The organism is Mesorhizobium sp. 10J20-29 (genome assembly GCF_054130485.1).
Genome location: NZ_CP199156.1, coordinates 3,283,801 through 3,305,105 on the forward strand (window position 1 = coordinate 3,283,801; position 21,305 = coordinate 3,305,105).

Below are 21,305 nucleotides of genomic sequence, written 5' to 3' on the forward strand. Positions count from 1 at the left end.
GTCCACACTCACCTTTCAACTCAGCAAAACAAATCGACGCAACGACTCCCGCGGCACCTGTTGGCAATCCAGTCGTTGCCTCTTGTCGGTGGAAGTGACCGCTTTATTCGCTCGCTCGGAATAGGCCGCCTCGTCTGAAGATTCCGGTTATTGGTTGGGAACTGAGTGAGCCGGGAACTTCACTACAACGCACGTCCCGCGCCTGCCGGGTATGTTGCCAGCGGTAACGTGGCCACCTAGCTGAAGTGAGAGCGTTCGAACCAGTTTGCTACCGAGGCCTTCATGCTCCTGAGAGTGATGTCCCACCGGGCGTCCGGAGCCTTCATCGCAAACACTGATCTCGTGGGCGCAATCCGAGCTTCGATAAGAGACCTCGATTTTACCTTGTCCGTGCTTCGCCGCATTTGTCACGAGCTCATTCACGATCAGTCCGATGGACTGGATTTGCGACCTTGGCACCTTGTCGCTATCGCCGCTCACGCTGATTTGCTTGCCGAGAATATCTTCGAGGTCAGCGCAGAGTCTCTCCAGGAACTCGGTGCAGGAGGCCGTCTCGCCTGGCTCATCGGTGTAGAAATGCCGGTGCACCCGCGCAACCGCAGAAACCCTGCTTGCGGCCATCTTCAACTCCGAGGCCGGATCAGTCAGGTTAGGAATGCGGCTCTGCATCTTAAGCATGCTTGCTACGAATTGCAGGCTATTCATGACCCGATGATCAATTTCCCGGGCTAGGATCTCGGCTCTGGAAATGGCTTGCCGAGCAGCCAAACGCAACTCAAGCTGATCAACGACCAATGAAGCCAAATCTCTTAGGTCGTCGATTTCTTGCGCATTTACTTCCCGGGGTGCTTTGTCAATCACGCACAATGTGCCGAGTCCGAAGCCGTCACTCGTCTGCAGCGGGATCCCAGCATAGAAACGCAGCCCAAATTCGCCTGCCACCAGCGGATTTGCAAGAGAACGGGGGTCCAATTTGGCGTCTGGCAAGACATGGGGCTCTAGCGAAAGGATCGCCGAAGCGCAGAGCCCAGCCTCACGGTCGATCTGGTTGACCTGTGGCAGACCATGGTGAGATTTGAACCAAATCCGATCTTCATCCACGACACTGATGATCGATATTGGAACGTCGAAGCGGCGAGCCGCCATAGCCGTTATCCGATCGAACGCCCCGTCGGGGGGCGTGTCGAGGATGTCGTACCGCCGGATAGCGGCAAGACGCGCCTCTTCGTCAATCGGGATTATGTTTTGGATCTGGTTCATATCCTGGAAATTGGGTCCTATTTATATCATGAGTTAGGTCACGGTGCGGTCGGAGTCAAAGTGAAGATGAGCTGCCGTTTGCCATAAGCCTAGCGCCATCGGCCGGGTTCAAGCACTCCCGGTATCTGCCAATGCGCTAACGTCCGTAGCAGGTGGGTTTCGGTTGATCATTTCTGGTTCGGCATGGGAGCACTGAACCATCAGCACAGTCAGTGCCAATCGATGTCATCCGGCGGGTCGATCCGCAATGCCGCCTGACGTAGGGTGGAATCTGAGAGCGTTGCTAGGTCATGCAGGTGGTCAGGTTTGCGCTGCTCATCGTAACGGCAGTTTCGTCCGCAAGAACGTTCAGCAGCACGCGTGCCCTGCCGCCGCTGTCCAGCCTTTGCAGCGTTCCGATCAGCTCGGCGAATGGACCTGACATAACCCGGACGTAGTCTCCTTCCTGCAATCGTGTCGTCAGATCGAGAAGACCTTCCGAATCGGTCAGTTCCAGAAGCTGCTCGACCATGCCCCGAGGACAGGACGCCGGCAGCCCACCACGCATGATCAAGGAACGCACGCCAATGGTGCTGTTGATTGCGCGCCAGCGATCCTTGTCCAGATCAAGAGGAATGAAGACATAGCCCGGGAAATAGGCAGAGTGTTTCACGATCAGTTTGCGGGCATGACGGACGCTTTTTTTGCAGCGTGGCGTGAAGGGTTCGAAGCCCTGTCGACGCAAATGCCACTCCGCACGACTCTCCTGACCGGATATGACGCCGGCTACGTACCACTGGCGCTGGCTGACGATCATGGGTCCTGCGTCCAGATCATTCTCGCCTGGAGACTTGGTTGGTCGTCCGGAGGCGGACCGTCGCTCCTGACCGCCCATATCAGATTGCCGCACTTCCATTGTTGCTTCTCCGACCCGAGTTGGCGCTCTCGTCAAGCCAGCGACGATGATAGGATTCATAGATGAACATTACCCGAATGCGGGCCCACAAGGAGCAGGGGATGCGTCCATCACGAGGATGTTTGTCCTCGACAATTGCGGCGCTTCGATGGATCAGTTTGATGCGTGGAAACCGTGAACAGCGCCGCGCAGAGCCTGTTGTGGCTGGTCCCATGGCGCTACGGTAGAACAACAGCGCGGGGTGCTTATCTTAACTAAGGGGCCTACTGCATCTAGTGAGGGTCACTTCTATTCAGAAAGCGCATATTTGCTAATTGACTGAAATGGCGCGAAGTAACGTCAATTTACCATTAGCGAATTGTTAGCAATCTTGGTTAATATTGCTGAACATGGCGGTCTGATCGAGAGCAATTCGTTCACTGGCATGATGCCGTACCGTCATACCGGCCGATCCGGTATGCAAGGAGTTTTGTAGTGTAAGGGGTACGAGTACCATGGCAAGCATCATGACCAACGCTTCGGCGTTGACGGCTCTTCAGAGCCTGAATTCCACCAACAAGAACCTTGAAGTCACCCAGTCGCGCATTTCCACCGGCTACCGCGTCGCCGAAGCAAGCGACAACGCCGCCTACTGGTCGATCGCCACCACCATGCGCTCGGATCAAAAAGCGATGTCGACGGTGCAGGATTCGCTCGGTCTTGGCGCTTCGAAGGTCGACACGGCCTACACCGGCATGAACAAGGCGATCGAGACCGTCAACGAGATCAAGGTCAAGCTGGTTGCCGCCAACGGTGCTTCGGCAGCCGACAAGGAAAAGTACGACATCGAAATCAAGGCGCTGCAGGGCCAGCTGAAGAGCTACGCAGACGCTGCGACCTTCTCGGGCGCCAACTGGCTGTCGACCGACACCACCGGCCACACGACTGCAGGCACGTTCACCGACGTCAAGATCGTTGCTTCGTTCAACCGCAACGCTGCCGGTTCCGTTTCGCTCGGCACCATCGACGTGAAAGTTCAGGACATTAAGCTCTATGACGCTTACGCTTTGGCGACCGGCCTCAATGACGGTATCCTTGACGCCACGCGCATCGGTGCAACGGGCGCCCGTTCGGGTGCTGCTCCACAGGATCCGACCGCCGGTGCCGCGCCTGTAGCGGGTGACACCTATACAGTTGCCACCCTTAGCGTAGCAGCACATAGCGATGCGCAGATTACGCAGCAGCTGACCGTTGTCGAAGCCGCTCTCAAGGAAATGACGACGGCTGCGACCAACCTTGGCGCCGCCAAGAGCCGCATCGACCTGCAGAAGACCTTCACCAGCAGCCTGATGGACTCCGTCGAGCGCGGCGTCGGCCAGCTCGTCGATGCAGACATGAACAAGGAATCGACCCGTCTGCAGGCCCTGCAGGTTCAGCAGCAGCTTGGTATCCAGGCGCTGTCGATCGCCAACGGCAACTCGCAGTCGATCCTGTCGCTGTTCAGGGGCTAGCAGGTTCGCATCCACTGATCGAAGCGGGCCGCGCTTGTTCGCGGCCCGCTTCTCGTTTCATGCGGAAAGGCCCGGTCGAGCATGATCGACTACACCTGGTCTTGCGCGAGCATGCCCGAATTCACTTGAAGCGATGCAGCAAAAGGATCAGTTCACTCTGACGCGACGTGTTGGTCTTGTGCAGGACCATTTTCAGTCGGTTGCGTGCCGTACCCACGGTAACCCCGAGTTCATCTGCGGCCTGGCTGACTGTCTTGCCTGCAAACAGGGCGTCACACAGTGCGACCTCGGAAGAGGTGAGCCCGAACAGGGGCGAGAGAGCGTCAAGGCTGGTCCTTTCGTGGGACGGGCTTGGTGCAATCTGGTTGACAAGCAGCAGGAACAATCGGCGCGGCCGCAACATGTGCAGGAGCTGTGGGCCATTCTCGCGCTCGGTCGGAATTGGGGTCACTGTGACATGCCACAAGGCATCGAAGGTTCTGACCAGCAAGCGACCGTCCTGGGAAGACAACCCTCGATCCAACTGCTCTAGAACGCCATCAAATCGGGTGTCTGCATCACCAGAGCTCAGGTAAAAACGCCCAGATCTGCTGCCAATCGGCTCCCCGATTGCAAACATCATCTGGGCCTGGGCATTGGCATTCAAGATGGTACGGTCGGCAGCCATCACGATCGCTGCTTTCGTGCTCCGCTCGATGAGGCCCGAAACCGATGCCGAGTGCTCGAGGCTGCTGCGCAGCATCTGACCGACTTCAACCGCTCTCGCCAGGCTTCCGGCTGCGCCTTGCAGGACGGCCTCGACTGCACGGCCGTATTTTCCAGCCATTGCCGCGGGGTAGCGGATCGTCAGGTTCAGGCTTTCCCCACGGTCGCCATCGATTTTGACCCCTCCCGAGCCTTCCATGTCGCCCTGGGGCCTCAGCCAATCATTGTAGAACTCGGTGTCCCTCAAAGTACTCCATGGAAGTACGTCATCCGACAAAAACGCAACGCCACTGGGTGCTGTTGCCCAGAAACCGTTCATCGGATTGATGAAGGCGAAGTGCTTCTGATAGCTCTGCAGGTATGCCACATCAAGGTTTGCGGCGGTCGCGAAGTTGAGCTGGTTCTTGCCGTAGGATATCGCTTGAGCGCCCGCCCAGGATCCCGGAAACGCGTCGGACAGCTTTCTGGCAACCGTCTGCCAGTCACCCGTGCCAAGACTTGCAGCATCGATCGCCGTGCGTAGATCGTGCGCGATCTGTTCGACCGCTGCGAGGTCATAGTTTGTGTGGATCAATGGCTTCATTCAAGATCTTGAGCGAGCTCCTCCTGCTTCCGACGCAACGTCCGGTCAATAGACCCGTTCCCGGAGCGAGCGCTGCCCGATCGCTCCACCACGGGTAGAGCGAACGCGCATCGACATCTTGAACGCCACAACAATTTGCTGATCATGAAAGCACAGCATTTCTGGGCGCCTGCAAGAAAACCGATGAGCGTCCGAATCGACCGATACTTCCTCTCTATCCCTGTCATCAATGGATAGCCATCACACGTCCCATTTGGGATGTGCCAAGCGATCCAAGTACAGCTAATATCCACAATGATTTCTGCACGTTGACGAGAATCGTTAAAAAAGATTGGCTTTGAATCGAATGTCTGATGGCGAAGTGGGTGCGAACAGCGCAGGGCAATTGGTCGATGAATGGCGTTTTGCACCTGTGCGTTTCGATGGATCGGATGGGGAAACGTCGAGCTGTTTCGGAAGATTGACTTTCGAGCGCGACAAGCTTGCCGCGGCCTCTCATTATTCTGCAATTGCTTTGCGTCTCCTGGATGGCAATGCGCGCATCGGAGCACGTCGTGCGGCTGGTCGATCGTCAGCTGTCGCCTTGATGTCGCTTGGCTCGGTCGCCGGCATTCTCCTGGCTTCGGCCGTTGCGCTGGGCAGCTTATCGGTCCCGGCAAGGGCCCAGGATGCAAGTTGCGCCTGTGTTGCTCCTGCCGGTTCCAACGCCAGGATCAGCGAGGCAGGTGGCAGGGTGCTGGCAACGCAGACGGCTGGTCTGCTGCCCGCGGGCGCTGGAACGATGCTTGCCCCGGGGTCGCGGGTCATTGTCGGGCAGCAGTCTTTTGCAACCGTAGAGCTTCCACCTGAATGCTCCGTGCGGCTTGGTTCTAACGCTGAAGTTGAGGTCTCGAAGCTGTCGGATGGCCAGGTTTGCCTCTTGGTAACCGCCGAGCCGCAGCCGAAAATCGTCGAGACCGAGCCTGCAGGCAACGGTTCGGGACTTGCAGGAGCTCTGCTGGCAGTGGCCGGCATTGGCGGAATAATTGGCGTCGTCGTGTCGATTGGAGATGACGATCCCGTCAGCGACTAGATGCATTCTGGAATTCCGGCCCCGCCAGATCCTTTCATGGCCAGGCCAACTTTATAGGACCCGTTGGGCGGGGAGCATTTCTTGAACTGATTACTCGCGGGGCGTTCACCCGGGAGTGCGGTAGCCGTGTAACTGAGTACGGAGAGTGTGATGGTTCATCTGAATATCAGACTGCCCGGTGGCACACTGAAGCTGAAGTCCTACGCCTACCTGCGCAGCAAGGAACGCGACCGGCGCGTGCCGGTCATGAAACTCGGTCAAGTTTATCTCTGCTGGTGGAAATCCGGCACCCATAAACGCTCCGAAGCTGCCAACAGCGATCACTGACCGCCAGCCATCAGCATTTCACAAGGGATGCTGATGGCAAGCAGCAAGATTGCGTCATGCACAGGAAGTTTCTGACGTGAACATGTCGGCACAGACCATTGGCGTTCGTCTGCACCCCCTGGTGCGGATACGCTATCAGCTGCTTGGCGGCCTGACGGTCGCGATCTTCCTGCCTGCCATGATCCGCATGTCTGTCGATCCTCGCGTCATCCTGTCATGGAACATGCAGGTCACCATGATGGCAGCCATGATCGCGCACGTCACCGGCTACTTTGTCTATCGTCGCATCGGCAATTTTCCAGGCATAGCCTCAGCTGGGCACATCCTGCCGACCTTTGCCCTTACCTACGGTACGGTGTTCCTGATCATCTTCTTCTTTCGACTGGACTACAGTCGTTTCCAGGCTGCGGGCAGTTTTGCAGCATCGACCATGTGGTACTTTGCTCTCAGCGTCGCCACCCGCCGTCTGCACTCCTACAGCCTTGCTGTCGTTCCAGGCGGCGATGTCGATCGTCTGAGCCAGATCGGCGGCGTCGTCTGGCAGCATCTGGCCAGGCCAGGCTCGGTTGTGAACAGGGTCAATGGCGTCGTTGCCGATCTGAGGTCCGATCTTTCGCAGGAATGGCAGGGCTTTATTGCAGACAGCGCGCTTAACGGGATCCCGGTCTATCACGTCAAGCAGATCACCGAGTCGCTGACCGGTCGTGTCGAGATCGAGCATCTTTCGGAAAACATGCTTGGTTCCCTCAATCCCAACCACGCCTTCCTGAAGATCAAGCAGGTGGTCGACTGGGTCTCGGCACTCCTGGCCCTTGTCCTCCTGTTGCCCGTATGGGCGCTGGTTGCGCTGGCCATAAAGCTCGATACGCCTGGGCCTGTCTTGTTCTGCCAGGAACGCATGGGCTACCGAGGCCGGGTTTTCAGCGTCTGCAAGTTCCGCACCATGTTCTGGCAGGAGGGTTTCTGCAGCTCGCGTGAAGATGCCATGACGAGGCCACATGACAGTCGCATTACTAGGGTCGGGCGCTTCTTGCGTCGCACACGCCTCGACGAACTGCCACAGATCATCAACATCCTGCGTGGCGAGATGAGCTGGATCGGGCCTCGCCCGGAAGCAGCCGTCCTGTCGAGATGGTACGAGGCAGAACTGCCCTTTTATCGCTACCGGCATATCGTCAGGCCGGGCATTTCCGGATGGGCGCAGGTCAACCAGGGACATGTCTTCGAGAAGGATGAGGTGTTGGGCAAGCTGCATTTCGACTTCTACTACATCAAGAATTTCTCGCCCTGGCTCGACGTGGTCATCGTCCTGCGCACGATCCGTACCGTGCTGACCGGATTTGGCGCACGTTGATCCTTCTGCCGATGCACGTGAGGGGCTCTGCTTCGATCGCAGCCGATCCTTCTTGCCTAGCCGTCCCTTGCGGCCGGTTGCGCGGCAGAAGGACAGTTTTTTGATCCTGCGCGCGCGGCCGATGCCTGTGCTACCGGGAGTGTTGTTGAAGATCGCCTTTGCGACGGCAAGTCTTGCAGCACTCTGGTTCGCCCTTGTGGCTGAGGCACAGATCGAACAGTTGATGTTGCTTCACCTGCGCGGTGACCATTTCGCTCACGCCTTGACCTTTGCCTACCTGACGGTGCTGGGGATGCTCTTGTGGACGCCGGCATGGCTGGTGGTCTGCATCATGGTTGTTGCTGGCGGCATGCTTGAACTCTTGCAGGTGCCCGTTGGCCGAGATGGCGAATTCTCCGACTGGATCGCAAGTTCGGCAGGTGTCGGGATTGGTGCTCTGCTCTTCCTCGGCCTCTGGTTCTGTTGCTCTCGCTGGAGCGTAGCGGACGGTGCTGGCCCTAAGGGCAATGGTTGGGGTTCTTGACGTGCGCCACGCCGAGCAGGTCCCTCAGCCTCGATCGAGGGCAGGGCGCAGCTGCGCTGTTTGCCGGCGCCCCGCCCGCGAAACAGGCCTGGGCGCGGAAGAATTTGCCTCGGTGCGTTATCGCACATTTGGCCAAGCTCACACCGCAGAAAACAGATGAATAAACATCGAGCATTCGCCCCGGAGAGCTATGGAATTCAGCTGCCTGCTGCTAACAATGACAATGCTGGTTGTCGGAAATTTCGGAAGCAGCTCATGACGGTTTCAAACTTCCAGGGCAGCAGCCTGAGGTTCGGCACAAGCGGGCTGAGAGGACTGGTCTCGGACCTGACCGACGAAACCGTTCGCCTCTATGCTCGAGCCTTCCTCACATACATCAATGGCAAGAACGAGATCCTCAACGGCAGGGGCGGTATCGGTCAATTCTCAAAAGTGCTGGTCGGTCGCGATCTGAGGTCAAGCAGTCCCAGCATCGTTGAAAGCTGCCTTGCAGGCGTTCAGGACATGGGTCTTGATGCCATATGCTGCGGAGCCCTGCCGACACCAGCACTGGCGCTCCATGCCATGTCCGAAAAATGCCCAGCCATCATGGTGACGGGAAGCCACATTCCAGACGACCGCAATGGCCTAAAATTCTATTCTGCAGATGGCGAGATCGACAAGAATGACGAAAAGGGCATTGCAGCAGCTCTCGTGAGGATCAGGCGTTTTGAGGGCAATCCTCCACTCGCCAATGTGAAGGACTCGCAAGCAGCACTGCGAAACTACGTCAATCGCTATACGGCACTTTCACCATCACTCTCTCTCAACGGCATGAGGATCGGCATCTACCAGCACAGTTCCGTGTCGCGCGACATTCTGGTCGAAATTCTTCAGAAACTCGGCGCAGAAACGGTCACCCGAGGACGCAGTGACGTTTTTGTGCCGGTCGATACCGAGGCTCTCGATGAACGCGACATCAAGCTCGCAAAAGACTGGTCAAAACAGTTCGGTCTCGACGCCATGGTCTCGACAGATGGTGACGGCGACAGGCCTCTCATTGCAGACGAGCACGGAGATTTTCTGCGAGGCGACATCGTCGGTCTCCTGACGGCAAAGTTTTTGGAAGCAGACATCGTGGTCACGCCATTGACGTCGACATCCAGCGTCGAGAAATCGTGCTGGTTCGAAAAGGTCGTAAGGAGCAGGGTCGGTTCTCCATACGTGCTTGAACACATGTACGACTGTTCCGCGGATGCAGGAAAAGTCGTGGTCGGCTTCGAGGCCAATGGCGGCGTCATGCTTGGAACAGATGTCGATCTTGACGGCATCACGATGAAGGCACTGCCTACGCGCGATGCCCTCCTGCCGATCATTGCCGTTTTATCCCTTGCCCACATCCGCAAGAAGAACTCGTTGGCGAGACTGGTAGGCGACCTTCCTTCCCGTTTTACGGCGAGCGGTCGCCTGGAAAATATTCCACCCTCTCCAAGCATGGCCCTTCTCGAACTCATCAAGGATGATGAGCTTGCAAGTCTCTATGTCGCAGAGCTCGGCAGCCTGGAGGAGATCGATGACACGGACGGCGTGCAGCTGAAACTCACGTCGGGAGAGCGCATCCATTACCGCGCATCGGGCAATGCTCCTGAAATGCGTTGCTACGTCGAAGCAGCTTCTCCGGAACGAGCATCGGAGCTTTTGCGCTGGGGTTTGGACAAGGCTCACCAGAAATTCCAGGACGGCGGCTATCTCTGATCGAGAGAAAAATCCCTTGATCATTCCAATGATCCTGAGTGGTGGTTCAGGCACCAGGCTATGGCCGCTCTCTCGCGCTTCCAAGCCAAAACAGTTCCTGTCGTTCGGAAGCAGTCGTTCTCTGTTCCAGAACACGCTTCGTCGCTGCCAGGGCGAGGGTTTTGACCCAAGGCCGATCGTGGTCGGTGCATACAACCATCGCTTTCTGCTGGCAGAAGATCTTCTCCATGCAGGAGTTGCAGCAGACATTTTGCTTGAACCGCTTCCACGAAATTCATGCGCTGCAATTGCAGCTGGATGCCTGCATGCGATCAAGCGTTCGACGGATGCGATGGTTCTGGTCCTTGCTGCAGATCACCACATTCCCGACGCAAGAGCCTTTGGCGAGGCAGTGGCCGATGCTGCAGGAGATGCCAAAAATGGCTACCTGGTGACATTCGGCGTCAGGCCAAGCTTTGCTGCGACCGGATATGGATATGTGCAGCCCGGCGACCCACTCAAATGTGCATTTCGTGTAAAGCGCTTTGTCGAAAAACCGAAGCGCGCAGACGCAGAAAACTATGTTGCTCGTGGCTACCTCTGGAACAGCGGTAACTTTTTGTTCCGAGCAGACGCATTCCTGGCGCAGCTGTCCGAGCTTCAGCCTGACATTCTTGGTGCCGTGAATGCTGCCATGGTTGGTGCGAAATCGGATCTCGATTTCCTGCGCCTCGATGCAACTGCCTTTGCGGAAGCGCCATCAATCTCTGTCGATTACGCCATCATGGAAAAGACCGACAAGGCAGCTGTCCTGCCTGTCGAATACGCATGGTCCGACATTGGCAGCTGGGATGCCGTCGCAGATGTCGTGGATCAGGATGTCATGGGCAACGCCGTCATCGGCGAAGCGGAAATCATCGACAGCCATGACAGTATCGTCCACTCCGAGACAAAACTGACCACCCTGATTGGTGTCGACGGCATGGTTGTGGTCGCTACGCGCGACGCCGTCCTGGTGGCGCCAAAAACCAGGGCAGAGGAGGTCAAGGCTCTTGTCGAGCAAATGCATCGACATGGCCGCAAGGAGGCTACTGAAGCGTTAAAAATGTTCAGGCCCTGGGGCAATTACGAAAGGCTGGATATCGGCGACGGCTACCAGGTGAAGCGCATCGTCGTGAAACCAGGTGGCGTGCTGTCGCTGCAAAAACATCGTCATCGCTCTGAGCACTGGGTGGTCGTGCAGGGCATTGCAGAGGTGACGATCGGCAGTTCGGTCATGCGGCTCGAACCAAACCATTCGGTATATGTGCCTCTCGGTTCCGTCCACAGGCTGGCCAACAGAGGGAACGAACCTGTCGTGCTGATCGAGGTTCAGACGGGCAGCTATCTGGGTGAGGACGACATCATCCGGCTGGAAGACAATTACAACAGAACGAAAAGTGGAGAAACGTCGTGAACCAGAAGCGTGCATTGATCACGGGCATCACGGGCCAGGACGGTTCATACCTTGCAGAGCTGCTGCTGAGCAAAGGATATGACGTGCATGGCATAAAGCGGCGTTCTTCGTCCTTCAATACGGGCCGTATCGACCACCTCTACCAGGACCCGCATGAGAAGGGCGTCAAGCTGACCCTGCACTATGGCGACATGACCGATGCGACGAATCTCATTCGCGTCGTACAGGATGTGCAGCCTGACGAAATCTACAATCTCGCAGCACAGTCGCACGTACAGGTGAGCTTTGAAACGGCCGAATACACTGCGAACGCAGATGCGCTCGGCACGATGCGGCTTCTCGAAGCCATTCGCATCCTGAAGCTGACAGACAAGACGCGCTTCTACCAGGCATCCACATCCGAGCTCTATGGCAAGGTGAGGGAAGTCCCTCAGTCCGAGACGACGCCCTTCTATCCGAGGTCGCCCTATGCTGCAGCGAAGATCTACGGCTACTGGATCACCGTGAACTACCGTGAGGCCTATGGCATCCACGCCTCGAACGGCATCCTGTTCAATCATGAAAGCCCGCTTCGCGGCGAAACGTTTGTCACCAGAAAGATCACGCGAGCGGTGGCGTCGATCAAGCTCGGCCTCCAGGACAGGCTCTATCTCGGGAATTTGAACGCAGAACGCGACTGGGGTCATGCCAAGGATTACGTCGAGGGCATGTGGCGCATTGTCCAGCAGGAACAGCCTGACGATTACGTGCTGGCGACCGGACGGAAAACATCAGTACGTGCCTTTGTCGAAGCAGCCTTCAAGGAGGTTGGCACAACGATCGAATGGCAGGGCGAGGGAACTGAAGAGATCGGTCGCGATGCTTCTTCCGGCAAGACGCTTGTCAGCGTCGATCCGCGGTACTTTCGACCGACGGAAGTCGAACTTCTGCTTGGCGATCCCTCCAAGGCAAAGCGCGTCCTTGGTTGGGAGGCGACGACGTCGCTGTCGGACATGGTCTCTGAAATGGTGCGTTCAGATCTCCAGATCATCAAGCGTGAGAACGAATACCGGCGTCTCGACGAAGAACGAGAGCTTCGGGCGGCGGAATAGTCCGATCTTCCATGAAAATCTCGGCAATTACCGTCTGCTGGAACTCGGAAGCAACGATCAGGCATACGATCGACAGCTTCCTCAGCCAGGATCACTCTGACAAGGAAATGGTCCTGATCGATGGAGCTTCGAAGGATCACACCGTCGAGATTGCCCGATCTTACGATAGCGATCAGATCACGATCATCTCGGAACCGGACAGGGGCATGTATGACGCTCTCAACAAGGGTTTGAAACTCTTTACGGGAGATGCTTTCGGCGTCCTGAATTCCGACGATACCTATCATGATCGATCAGTGCTCGGCCGCGTTGCCGAGGCCCTTGAAAAGGCCGATGTCGTCCATGGCCATCTCGATTTTGTGAACAACCACATTTCCAAGAATGTGGTTCGTCGCTGGCGTTCAGAACCGAGACCAGAAAAGGGTTTCCGAACAGGATGGATGCCCGCTCATCCGACCTTCTATGCAAGACGTGAGGTTGCCGAGAGGGTAGGGGAGTTCGACCTGTCACTGAAAACGGCATCAGATTATGACTGGATGCTGCGTGCAGTTGAACTGTCCGGTTTTCGTATTGCCGAGGTCAACCACGTCATGATCGATATGCAGCGTGGTGGCAAAAGCACGTCTGGCCTGAAATCGCATATTGCCCATAATCTCGAGGCCTTGCGGGCACGACAGAAGTGGCTCAATGCGGGTTGGTTCGATCTGGCCCTGGTCGCCAAACCAGCACGAAAGCTTGGCCAGTTCGTCCGATTTGGTTCGGGCAGCTAGTCGGATGGGAACCCAATTGAAACGAAATCGATGAGCATGCCCGACAATAAGTTTGATCTGACAGGAAAGCGCGTCTTCGTTGCCGGCCATCGCGGCATGGTGGGATCGGCCTTGATGCGCCGTCTGATGCGTGAGGACGTCGATTGCCTGACAGTCGGTCGGTCAGAAGTCGATCTGCGCGATCAGGGACGTGTGAACGAATGGATGGCAGACAACAAGCCCGAGGTGGTGTTCCTGGCTGCAGCGAAGGTTGGCGGCATCCTGGCCAACGACCGGTATCCTGCAGAGTTCCTCTACGACAATTTGATGATCCAGTCGAACGTCATCCACGCTGCCTACGAGGTAGGGGTCCAGAAACTGGTTCTTCTGGGGTCGACCTGCATCTATCCGAAAATGGCGCCGCAACCGATCAAGGAGGAGGCGCTTCTTACCGGTCCGCTGGAACCGACCAATGAATGGTATGCGATCGCCAAGATTGCAGGCATCAAGCTCTGCCAGGCCTATCGAAAACAGTATGGCTGCAATTTCATCGCTGCTCAGCCGACCAATCTGTATGGTCCAGGTGACAATTACGACCTTGAGACCAGCCACGTTCTTCCGGCGTTGATGCGAAAGGCCCATGAGGCAAAGCTGTTGGGCGAGCTTTCCATGACAGTATGGGGATCAGGTAAACCGTTGCGCGAATTCATGCATATCGATGATCTGGCGGATGCGCTTGTGTTCCTGAGCCGACACTACAATGGCGAGGTTCCAATCAACTGCGGAACTGGCGACGAAGTTTCAATTCGCGAGTTGGCGGAGAAAATCAGAACAGTGGTCGGGTACAACGGCGAGCTAGTGTTTGATGCGTCTAAGCCAGATGGAACGCCGCGTAAGCTTTCTGACGTGTCGCGTTTGCAGCAAATTGGATGGCGCCATTCGATTGGCTTAGACGAAGGGCTAGCCAACACATACCACTGGTATCGGGACAATGCGTGCCACGAGTTGCGAGTCGTTAGAAGGTAATAGCCGTGCAACCGTTGAGAGATCAAAATTCAATCTTCTCTCATGAGCCAGAAGTGCGTTCTTCAGTCTACTCCAAACGACAGGTGAGTGATTTCAGTCGTTCTTCTGTCGGATGAGGAGAGATGCCACGGAAACGGTTGAAAGCGGACTCTGATCCCGCTCTGGATGTCGGCACCTTTCCTCACCGGACGGCCGCGCAAGCCGAACTTGAGCGAACTCGTGAGTGCGCCGTTCTCGATGGCCTCATAAGGCGGAATGTGGCGGCTTCGCCGAAAAATTGATCGGTTGGCCACTGATGGACACCAGCAGAGATGAAATCATTGATTAGAAGACCATTGCAGCTTGACGTCATCAAAGATCGGCTTCGCCGTTATAAGAAGACACTTGTACATCTAAGAATGATCGACACATCGCGTTTGCATGAGTTGTCTGAACGCCAAGTAATTAGGCGTATTTTCCAGACACTAGATGTAAATGGAACGCTTGATGTCGGATCCAACGAGGGGATGTTTGCAAAGCATGTCCTGCAAGCTTCAGACAAAGACGCGCTCGTAGTTTGTGTGGAGCCGAATGAGTCTGTGATTGAGCCCTTCCGTTCTGCTCATTTGAAGCAGGAGAATGTAGTTGTGCTTACTTCCGCTGTTTCCGTGAAAGATGGAGCGCAGAATTTCTATGTCACGGCAAACAACGAATTCAGTAGTTTAAAAAAACCAGAGACTATTGTTGATGCTTTAAATAAAAAAATGCGTATCGATCGCACAATCGAAGTGGATACTATAAGTCTTGATACGTTGATAAATCGATATTTTGGCGAAGACGGAGTGCCGAATATTTTAATCAAACTCGATACCCAAGGTATGGATTATGAGATCCTATTTGCTAGCAAGCTCGTCAAGAATCGGGCTTGTTGTGTTATCAGTGAGATCGAGTTCTCTAGCCTTTACAGATCCAAGCAGACTTGGATCGAGCATATCGAGATGATGGGCGAGAAGGGGTTCAAGTTGTCGGCACTCTACATGTCAAACTCGGGTCATTTTCCCGACCTGCACGACATGAATGCCGTTTTTGTCAACCGGGATGCCCCCCATAGAGGGAGGCTTTCGTGACGAAAATTCTGGTGGTCTCGCCAGACCGAGCGACGGTTGCAGGCGGATCTCAACTGCGTTCAGGTCAAATCTTAGAGGCAGCAGAACGAATTGCGGGGGGAGGCGTCAAACGCTTGGCCTTTCCCGGTCTGCGGCATCTCCCTGGGGTGGGTGCTGCAGCGGCAGTGTCCGGCCTTTTCTCTGCACCACGATCAATACTCGGGGCGTGGCAATTTGGCATCACGGCACCGGCGCGGCTTGCAATGCTGGCGACATTTCTTGAGCGTTCAGGCCCTAGCTGCGACCCCGATTTGGTCTTTTGGGAGCCACACACACTGCCTCTTGCCTTCGCAGGCCAGCTGCTTCGCCGGCTCTGGCCGCGAGCACGACTGATTGCTTTCCCTCACAATATCGAATCCGTCGTTCCACGGACGTCGTCGACCGAAAATACGCCGCGACAAAAGTGTGCACGTTTCCAGACCGAGCTCACTACTCTTCGAAAAGCTGATTTAGTGGCGGGCATCTCGCGGCTTGATACTCAGATCATGTCTGTTTTCGGGCTGAATGCGATCTATTTTCCCTACCGTCCCACACTCACGCGAATGGACTGGCTTGAACAGATTCGGATGCGTCGTCGTCCTGGTCCGCGGCGCATTTTCCTCATTCTGGGGTCAGCACAGAACCTGCCAACACGACTCGGAATGGAGGCGCAACTGAGGATGGTGGATCTAGTTCGTCAGATTGCACCAGAACTCGAGATCGTCCTTGCCGGGCGCAAAGTGTCTGCTTTGTACAAAGTATCAGACGAGAAGGTTCGCGTCGTGGAAAGCCCTTCTGACGATGTACTCGCCGATCTCATCGTGGAATCCAGGGCCCTTTGGGTTCAACAAGCACCGACTACTGGCGCGCTGATACGCGTCGCCGAAGCGCTCTGCGCCGGCTTGCCGGTGATCGGCAATTCCTTCGCCATGGGCGAGTATTTATCATCTATCGGTGCTTTTACACATGACGAGACTCCCGCGGGGTTCACCAGCGCACTGTTGTCGCTCCTTGCTGCACCTCAGAGCTTGACTTCTCTTCAGCCCGCGCCTTCCGATCTAGAGACTTTCCTAGGCGCAACCGGATAGCGCGGTAATGAGCTTTCGCCGAATGGGACTTTTGGGTAGCGCGCATATCTTTCAGTTGGTTTGTTCGCTGATAGGAACAATTTTCGTGTTCCGTCGTCTGGAGCCAGCCGACGTTGGCACCGTTGTCTCCATCGTCTCGTTGAACACAGTGCTCGTTCTACCAATCGCCAACGCCTTCGCCAAAGTTTACTCGACAGTGCTTGCGCGTGGCGCTGTTGATCACAACGACCGCGCTCTCGTGGATTTCTCACGACATTTTACCGTGCTAGCGAGCGTAGCGTTCGCGCTTCTCTGCGCGGCCCTGTTTGAAGGCACCCCCTTTGTTGTCTTTGCTCTACTACTAGGCACACTCACTGGATATCAGCTGAACCTCAGACGAGCCGAACATGACGGGGACTTCAAGCGGATAGCGCAGACTCGCGTCTTCGCGGGGATCACGGTCCTCACCGTCAAATTGGCAGCTTCTTTTTTTGTAGAACCGTATCTTTTTGCCCTAGGTTTCTTAGTCGAACTCCTCATATACCGATTGGCCTTGCCCATTCCTGCCTGTGGGAAACGTTCCGATTGGGGTAGCTTCTACAATAGCAATCGTCGCCAACTTCTCACGCCAGTGGTTAGACTTATGCCAACGGAGATGGCTGCCAGTTTGGCATTGCGCTACCCAATGGTGCTGTTTAGCTTTCTCGCACTGCCTGAAGCTGCTGCGCTTTATAACGCAGCAACGAGACTGCCCGAGGCATTCAATGGGTTGACTGCGGCGCTCTTTGTATCCGCGCGACCTGCAGCTTACCGTGAAGCAGCATCGTCTGAGCCGGCACGCTTCCCTGTCACATCCGTAAAGCCATTCTTTAGGCTAATGTTCTGGCTCACTCTGATAGCCGCTTTGACCGTTCCATTCATGCTGCCGCTTCTTTTCGGAGAGGCTTATCGACCCGCACGAACTGGAGCCATGATATATTTCTTAGCTAGCATTGCGATCATGCTCGGTTACATTCAGGAAGTCTGGCTAGTTACTGGCAGGCTGTTCCGGATTTCTGCCTATCGTGTCCTGCTCGGGGGGGCTGTCTCCATGATCACCGTTACTCCTTTGTTTATTTTCTTCGGGATTGAGGGGGCAGTGTCGGGTGTCGTGATCGGTGCATTCACTTCGGTTGTTTTTTCTAATTTGATGTTCGCACAAACACGTCGAGTGCTGCTGCTTCAACTTGACCTCTTTCGCTATGCTATTTGGCCATTTCCACTGCGCCACAGGTGAATTGAACAGCACTAATTGGAATAAAGTCCGCTATGGTGTGTCTTACAATCGCAGGTCGGTTTCGGTAACATATTGGTTCAGTAAATGAGCTAGAAGAATCGTATTTTATGAAAAAAAACAGGGTAAGAAATGATAAACATCGTTTGGATATTGGTGGTGTTTGTCGCGACGGCATTCTTGTATAAATGGAGGTCGCCACTTCTACTATTGGTTCCGAATATGTTTATTGCGGCGATTGTTTCCCCATTTTCCGAAGAAGACGCAGAAGTACTAAATCTGATCATGATAAACTGGTTATTTGTGATCATGTTAGCAGCAATATTCATGAGAAGTCGGAATGTAGGCCTTGATACGATCAATGAAGTCTCTGCGAACTATGCTAGATTGACAGCGCGCGCGTTCTTTCAACTTAGCTTGGCAGCGGGTCTATTGGTCGCCGTCCTTTTAGTGTGGATGGGGCAAGCTGGCATCTCGGACTTCACAAGCGCCAAGCGTGCTCGCGAGGCCGGACCACTTTTCAATATCTTGAATGCGGTACTAAATCTGTACTCTCTTCATGCCATCGTAGTTTTAGCCCTTTTGCGTATAAGGCGAACAAATCCACATGTTTTGATGGCATGTGCTACTATGATAGCTCTGGTCGTCGTTGGTTATCTTTCAAGCCGCAGAGGCGTCTTTGTTGTTCCGATTATGACAATTTTTTTGATCCGTTTCGCCCGCATGCAGTTAGGACGTACTAGGCGCAATGTGATACTTGCTGGCGCGGTTAGTGGATTTGCCGGGATCAGTCTAATGGCAATAATCGCGGCGGAGCGAAGCGGAGCGAGTGGTATAAACGCTGGACTTGCGCTTCTCAACGCCCAAGTTGTCAACTCTGAAACTGGGTACGGTCTCTCGCCCGTCAAGGACAGAACTGTATGGCAGTACAGCGAGTATAGGCAGGTTCCAAGTGTAGGGGTCGTTTTGCTCGGCGGCTTTTACGGAATGGTCCCGAGGATAATTTGGCCGGGGAAGCCTGAGTTCGCCGCCACCGGGCAAATTGCTGGAACTTTTGTGTTCCGGGACGACAGATATATTAGAAACAAAGGGGCCGGAATCCCAATTTCATTTCCGTCGGAACTGGCGCTAGCATTCGGGAGCGCGTGGTTTGTTCCTGGACAACTCGCGGTCGTCGTCGCAATGGGTTTGGCGGCCGAACTAGCGCGCCGCTACCCGCCTTTGATGTTTCCCTTGTTTACTTTCTGCGCCGGCTTGGTCTCGCACGGCCTCCCTAAGAGTCAGTTAGGTTTTGTATTGGGTTCAGTCAGTATGCTCATACTTGGTCTTATCTGCGGGATCAAAATTGTGCGGTGCCGTTCTATCAGTATCAATGGCTCAGGCCGTCACCGAAGCCTAAGATGGCAAATGCCAGGCGACGGCAAACCACCTCGACGACCGGCGGGGTATATGCGCCAAAGACCGGACCGATCGGCGTGAACAACAGCGACTATACGAAGATGCGTATATTGTTTGTCGGTTATGAGCTCACACAAAGTCGGGCGCCCCATCAAGCTATGGCTGCAATATGGTTAGCCGCGAACGGACACCGTGTCACGTACTTCGCGGTTGGATCAGAAGCATGCCAGAACTGGACGGATCGGCTCCAAGGCCTGACCTATCTGGCTTTCCCTGGGCCGCGCCGACTCGCGGGGCTCGCGTTGATTCGTGCACTCTTCTTGCGCCTTTATGAAGGCAACGTTGATTGCCTTTATGTGCAGGGTGCTCAGCAGAGTGTCCTTTGCGCCTGGGTTCCTTTGGTGTTCCCTAACTTAAGGATCATTTATCATACGCAGGATTTTAAGCCGCTTATCACGAGGTCATATTCTCGGGCTGAACGCTTTCTCGCGCGCCGAAGCCACATGGTTATCTGCAACGAAATAAATCGCGCGAAAGTGATGGAGTTGGTGCACGAGTTGCGGTGCACGCCTGAGGTAATTCGTACGGCCCTGCCAGCAAACTGGCCGGTGCCGGGGCGCAGTATCGAGGTTCGCAAGGCTGTGTTGAGCCGTTTGCCCGAGCGCCTCCACAGTGACGAAGCCGTTCTCTTGGCGACGGGCGGACCATATATGCCGCGCCGAAAGTCGTACGAGCTGGTTCAGTCACTCGCTCATCTAGAGCGCTCGTACTGCCTCGTTTTCACCGGGATGTTACCGGGTTCACCGGAAGCTGAGGCCTGCTTGAAGACAGCAGAGTTGGCGGGGGTGCGGAGCCGCATCGTCCTTCTGCCACGCCTCGACTACCAGCAGCTATTGACGGTTTATGCTGCCTGCGAAATCGGGATACTTCTTTACTGCGATACGGATCTAGCAAACTTCTATCAAGCTCCGGGACGATTAACCGAGTATCTTCGGGCCGGCATACCCTACGTCGCATCGAATTTCCCTGGCCTTGAACTTACGGCGTTGAAGTATGGTACCGGTGAAGTGGCCGACCCTAATGATCCTGCGGACATAGCCCGTGCAATTCGGACGCTCAGACCAATTGACAACAAAACCCGGCTTGGCGTCGCCAAGCAGATGCAGCGGATCGCCTGTTCGCCGCTTGCTTATGAACTAGATGCAAACCGCGTTCTCGGGAGACTTTTTGCTTCAGATCCCATGTATTCGCAGCATCCTTGGTGGACCGAATTGGAGCAAGTCTCGCTACAAGATATCGCGGCGCGCACATTCCTTTCAGAGAATGCGGTGTGAAAGACCCAATGATCCCGGAACGAGTCTTCTGCTTTGGAATGCCGAAGTGTGGCACCACGACCTTGGCGAATCTCCTGGGGGCTCATCCAGCGATTTGTTTGCATAGCCAAAAAGAGCCGCGTGATTTCTTACCGGGCGGGCGGGGCAATGAACTCTCAGGATATGCCATCACGTCCGCCACACGCTATTTGCTCGATTTCACGACAACTTATGGAATGGCTGGCAATCGTGACAGCTTTTTCGCTCAGTTGAGAGGCGCTAGCCTGCGACCAGAACAGATGCGATATATTCTCTGTATCCGGGAGCCTTCAGATCTAGCGAGAAGCTACCTCTTGCATATCGCGAGGCGGCGGGGTGTCGATGTACATAGAGAAATTGAACAAGTGCGCGCCGAGATTCTCGATGCATGCGACATGACCGGTGCCGTTACCTATCTAGCGAACGTAGCCGGGTTGCAAAGTGGTTTCCTCGTCCATTTTTCTGATCTTGTGACCAGCGAAGGCCAGCAGCGGTTAGCAGGTAATATATTTCGCTGGTTAGGTCTTCCACCTGCGGACATCGGCAGGCCGGTCTGGTCAAACGCTGCCGCATCCGCCACTCGGTATCCCTCGTATTTCGCCGCATTTGCTGCATTGCTCCGCCGGACGAACATGGTGCGCAACTTGCCACCTGGCTTTCGTGCAACTCTGCGAATACTAGTATCCAGCCCAGTACAGGAAACTCTGATTGACCCGCCATTAATTGAGGAAGTGCTTTCGTGGCTGCAAGCCCAGGACGCTGTCATCGCCTCTAATTTCTTGCTGCACACCACCACCTCAGGGCCTCTCGAGGAGGTTATCAGTGAGAACGACGTAAGGGTCTGAAC

Annotated in this window: 19 protein-coding genes; 16 read left to right on the forward strand and 3 right to left on the reverse strand. The window is 55.4% G+C overall.

The genetic code is table 11. The features are described from left to right. Positions 1-147 precede the first annotated feature (147 nt). Complete coding sequence (locus ACT2BZ_RS15740) at positions 148-1,260, reverse strand: sensor histidine kinase (RefSeq protein WP_457936073.1); 1,113 nt, start codon at positions 1,258-1,260, stop codon at positions 148-150. Between the two features lie 283 nt (positions 1,261-1,543). Beyond that, positions 1,544-2,056 carry a transcription termination/antitermination protein NusG gene (gene nusG / locus ACT2BZ_RS15745; protein WP_457936074.1) on the reverse strand — a complete coding sequence of 171 codons (513 nt, stop codon included), beginning with the start codon at positions 2,054-2,056 and terminating at the stop codon, positions 1,544-1,546. A gap of 593 nt (positions 2,057-2,649) precedes the next feature. Between nusG and ACT2BZ_RS15750 the strand changes: the two genes are divergently transcribed. Beyond that, positions 2,650-3,645, forward strand: a complete 996-nt coding sequence (locus tag ACT2BZ_RS15750) for a flagellin N-terminal helical domain-containing protein (RefSeq protein ID WP_457936075.1) — start codon at positions 2,650-2,652, stop codon at positions 3,643-3,645. Between the two features lie 121 nt (positions 3,646-3,766). Here the strand turns inward: ACT2BZ_RS15750 and ACT2BZ_RS15755 are convergent, their stop codons facing one another. After that, entirely contained in the window at positions 3,767-4,933 is a 1,167-nt protein-coding gene (locus ACT2BZ_RS15755; RefSeq protein WP_457936076.1) for a helix-turn-helix transcriptional regulator, read from the reverse strand. A 346-nt stretch (positions 4,934-5,279) separates the two neighbouring features. On the opposite strand from ACT2BZ_RS15755, the gene ACT2BZ_RS15760 reads away from it, so the two are divergent. From ACT2BZ_RS15760 to ACT2BZ_RS15830, 15 genes are all read left to right on the forward strand, one after another. Continuing rightward, positions 5,280-6,005, forward strand: coding sequence for a hypothetical protein (locus ACT2BZ_RS15760; protein WP_457936077.1), 726 nt, complete (start codon positions 5,280-5,282; stop codon positions 6,003-6,005). A gap of 150 nt (positions 6,006-6,155) precedes the next feature. After that, on the forward strand, positions 6,156-6,332 hold the full coding sequence (locus tag ACT2BZ_RS15765; RefSeq protein ID WP_457936078.1) for a hypothetical protein: 177 nt from the start codon (positions 6,156-6,158) through the stop codon (positions 6,330-6,332). A gap of 82 nt (positions 6,333-6,414) precedes the next feature. After that, entirely contained in the window at positions 6,415-7,686 is a 1,272-nt protein-coding gene (locus ACT2BZ_RS15770) for a sugar transferase (protein ID WP_457941341.1), read from the forward strand. A 145-nt stretch (positions 7,687-7,831) separates the two neighbouring features. After that, the gene (locus ACT2BZ_RS15775; RefSeq protein WP_457936079.1) at positions 7,832-8,209 is read left to right on the forward strand and encodes a hypothetical protein; all 378 of its coding nucleotides are present in this window, start codon (positions 7,832-7,834) and stop codon (positions 8,207-8,209) included. Between the two features lie 255 nt (positions 8,210-8,464). Beyond that, entirely contained in the window at positions 8,465-9,943 is a 1,479-nt protein-coding gene (locus ACT2BZ_RS15780; RefSeq protein ID WP_457936080.1) for a phosphomannomutase, read from the forward strand. A 28-nt stretch (positions 9,944-9,971) separates the two neighbouring features. Next, on the forward strand, positions 9,972-11,378 hold the full coding sequence (locus ACT2BZ_RS15785; protein WP_457941343.1) for a mannose-1-phosphate guanylyltransferase/mannose-6-phosphate isomerase: 1,407 nt from the start codon (positions 9,972-9,974) through the stop codon (positions 11,376-11,378). Continuing rightward, a complete protein-coding gene (gene gmd / locus ACT2BZ_RS15790) occupies positions 11,375-12,469 on the forward strand; it encodes a GDP-mannose 4,6-dehydratase (RefSeq protein WP_457936081.1) in 1,095 nt (364 codons plus the stop codon). Before ACT2BZ_RS15785 ends, gmd begins: the two co-directional genes overlap by 4 nt. An 11-nt stretch (positions 12,470-12,480) precedes the next feature. Further along, a complete protein-coding gene (locus ACT2BZ_RS15795; protein ID WP_457936082.1) occupies positions 12,481-13,239 on the forward strand; it encodes a glycosyltransferase family 2 protein in 759 nt (252 codons plus the stop codon). Positions 13,240-13,275: 36 nt separating this feature from the next. Then, positions 13,276-14,244 (forward strand): GDP-L-fucose synthase, encoded by a 969-nt coding sequence (fcl, locus tag ACT2BZ_RS15800; RefSeq protein WP_457941344.1) that lies wholly within the window; start codon positions 13,276-13,278, stop codon positions 14,242-14,244. 311 nt (positions 14,245-14,555) lie between these two features. After that, positions 14,556-15,350 (forward strand): FkbM family methyltransferase, encoded by a 795-nt coding sequence (locus ACT2BZ_RS15805; RefSeq protein WP_457936083.1) that lies wholly within the window; start codon positions 14,556-14,558, stop codon positions 15,348-15,350. Beyond that, entirely contained in the window at positions 15,347-16,456 is a 1,110-nt protein-coding gene (locus tag ACT2BZ_RS15810; RefSeq protein WP_457936084.1) for a hypothetical protein, read from the forward strand. Before ACT2BZ_RS15805 ends, ACT2BZ_RS15810 begins: the two co-directional genes overlap by 4 nt. Positions 16,457-16,463: 7 nt before the next feature. Beyond that, entirely contained in the window at positions 16,464-17,711 is a 1,248-nt protein-coding gene (locus tag ACT2BZ_RS15815) for a lipopolysaccharide biosynthesis protein (RefSeq protein ID WP_457936085.1), read from the forward strand. Positions 17,712-17,840: 129 nt separating this feature from the next. Beyond that, positions 17,841-19,187, forward strand: a complete 1,347-nt coding sequence (locus tag ACT2BZ_RS15820; protein ID WP_457936086.1) for a hypothetical protein — start codon at positions 17,841-17,843, stop codon at positions 19,185-19,187. Then, entirely contained in the window at positions 19,184-20,440 is a 1,257-nt protein-coding gene (locus tag ACT2BZ_RS15825) for a glycosyltransferase (RefSeq protein ID WP_457936087.1), read from the forward strand. The genes ACT2BZ_RS15820 and ACT2BZ_RS15825 overlap by 4 nt, the downstream gene beginning before the upstream one ends. Before the next feature lie 8 nt (positions 20,441-20,448). After that, complete coding sequence (locus ACT2BZ_RS15830) at positions 20,449-21,303, forward strand: hypothetical protein (protein ID WP_457936088.1); 855 nt, start codon at positions 20,449-20,451, stop codon at positions 21,301-21,303. The last annotated feature ends 2 nt before the right edge of the window (positions 21,304-21,305 follow it).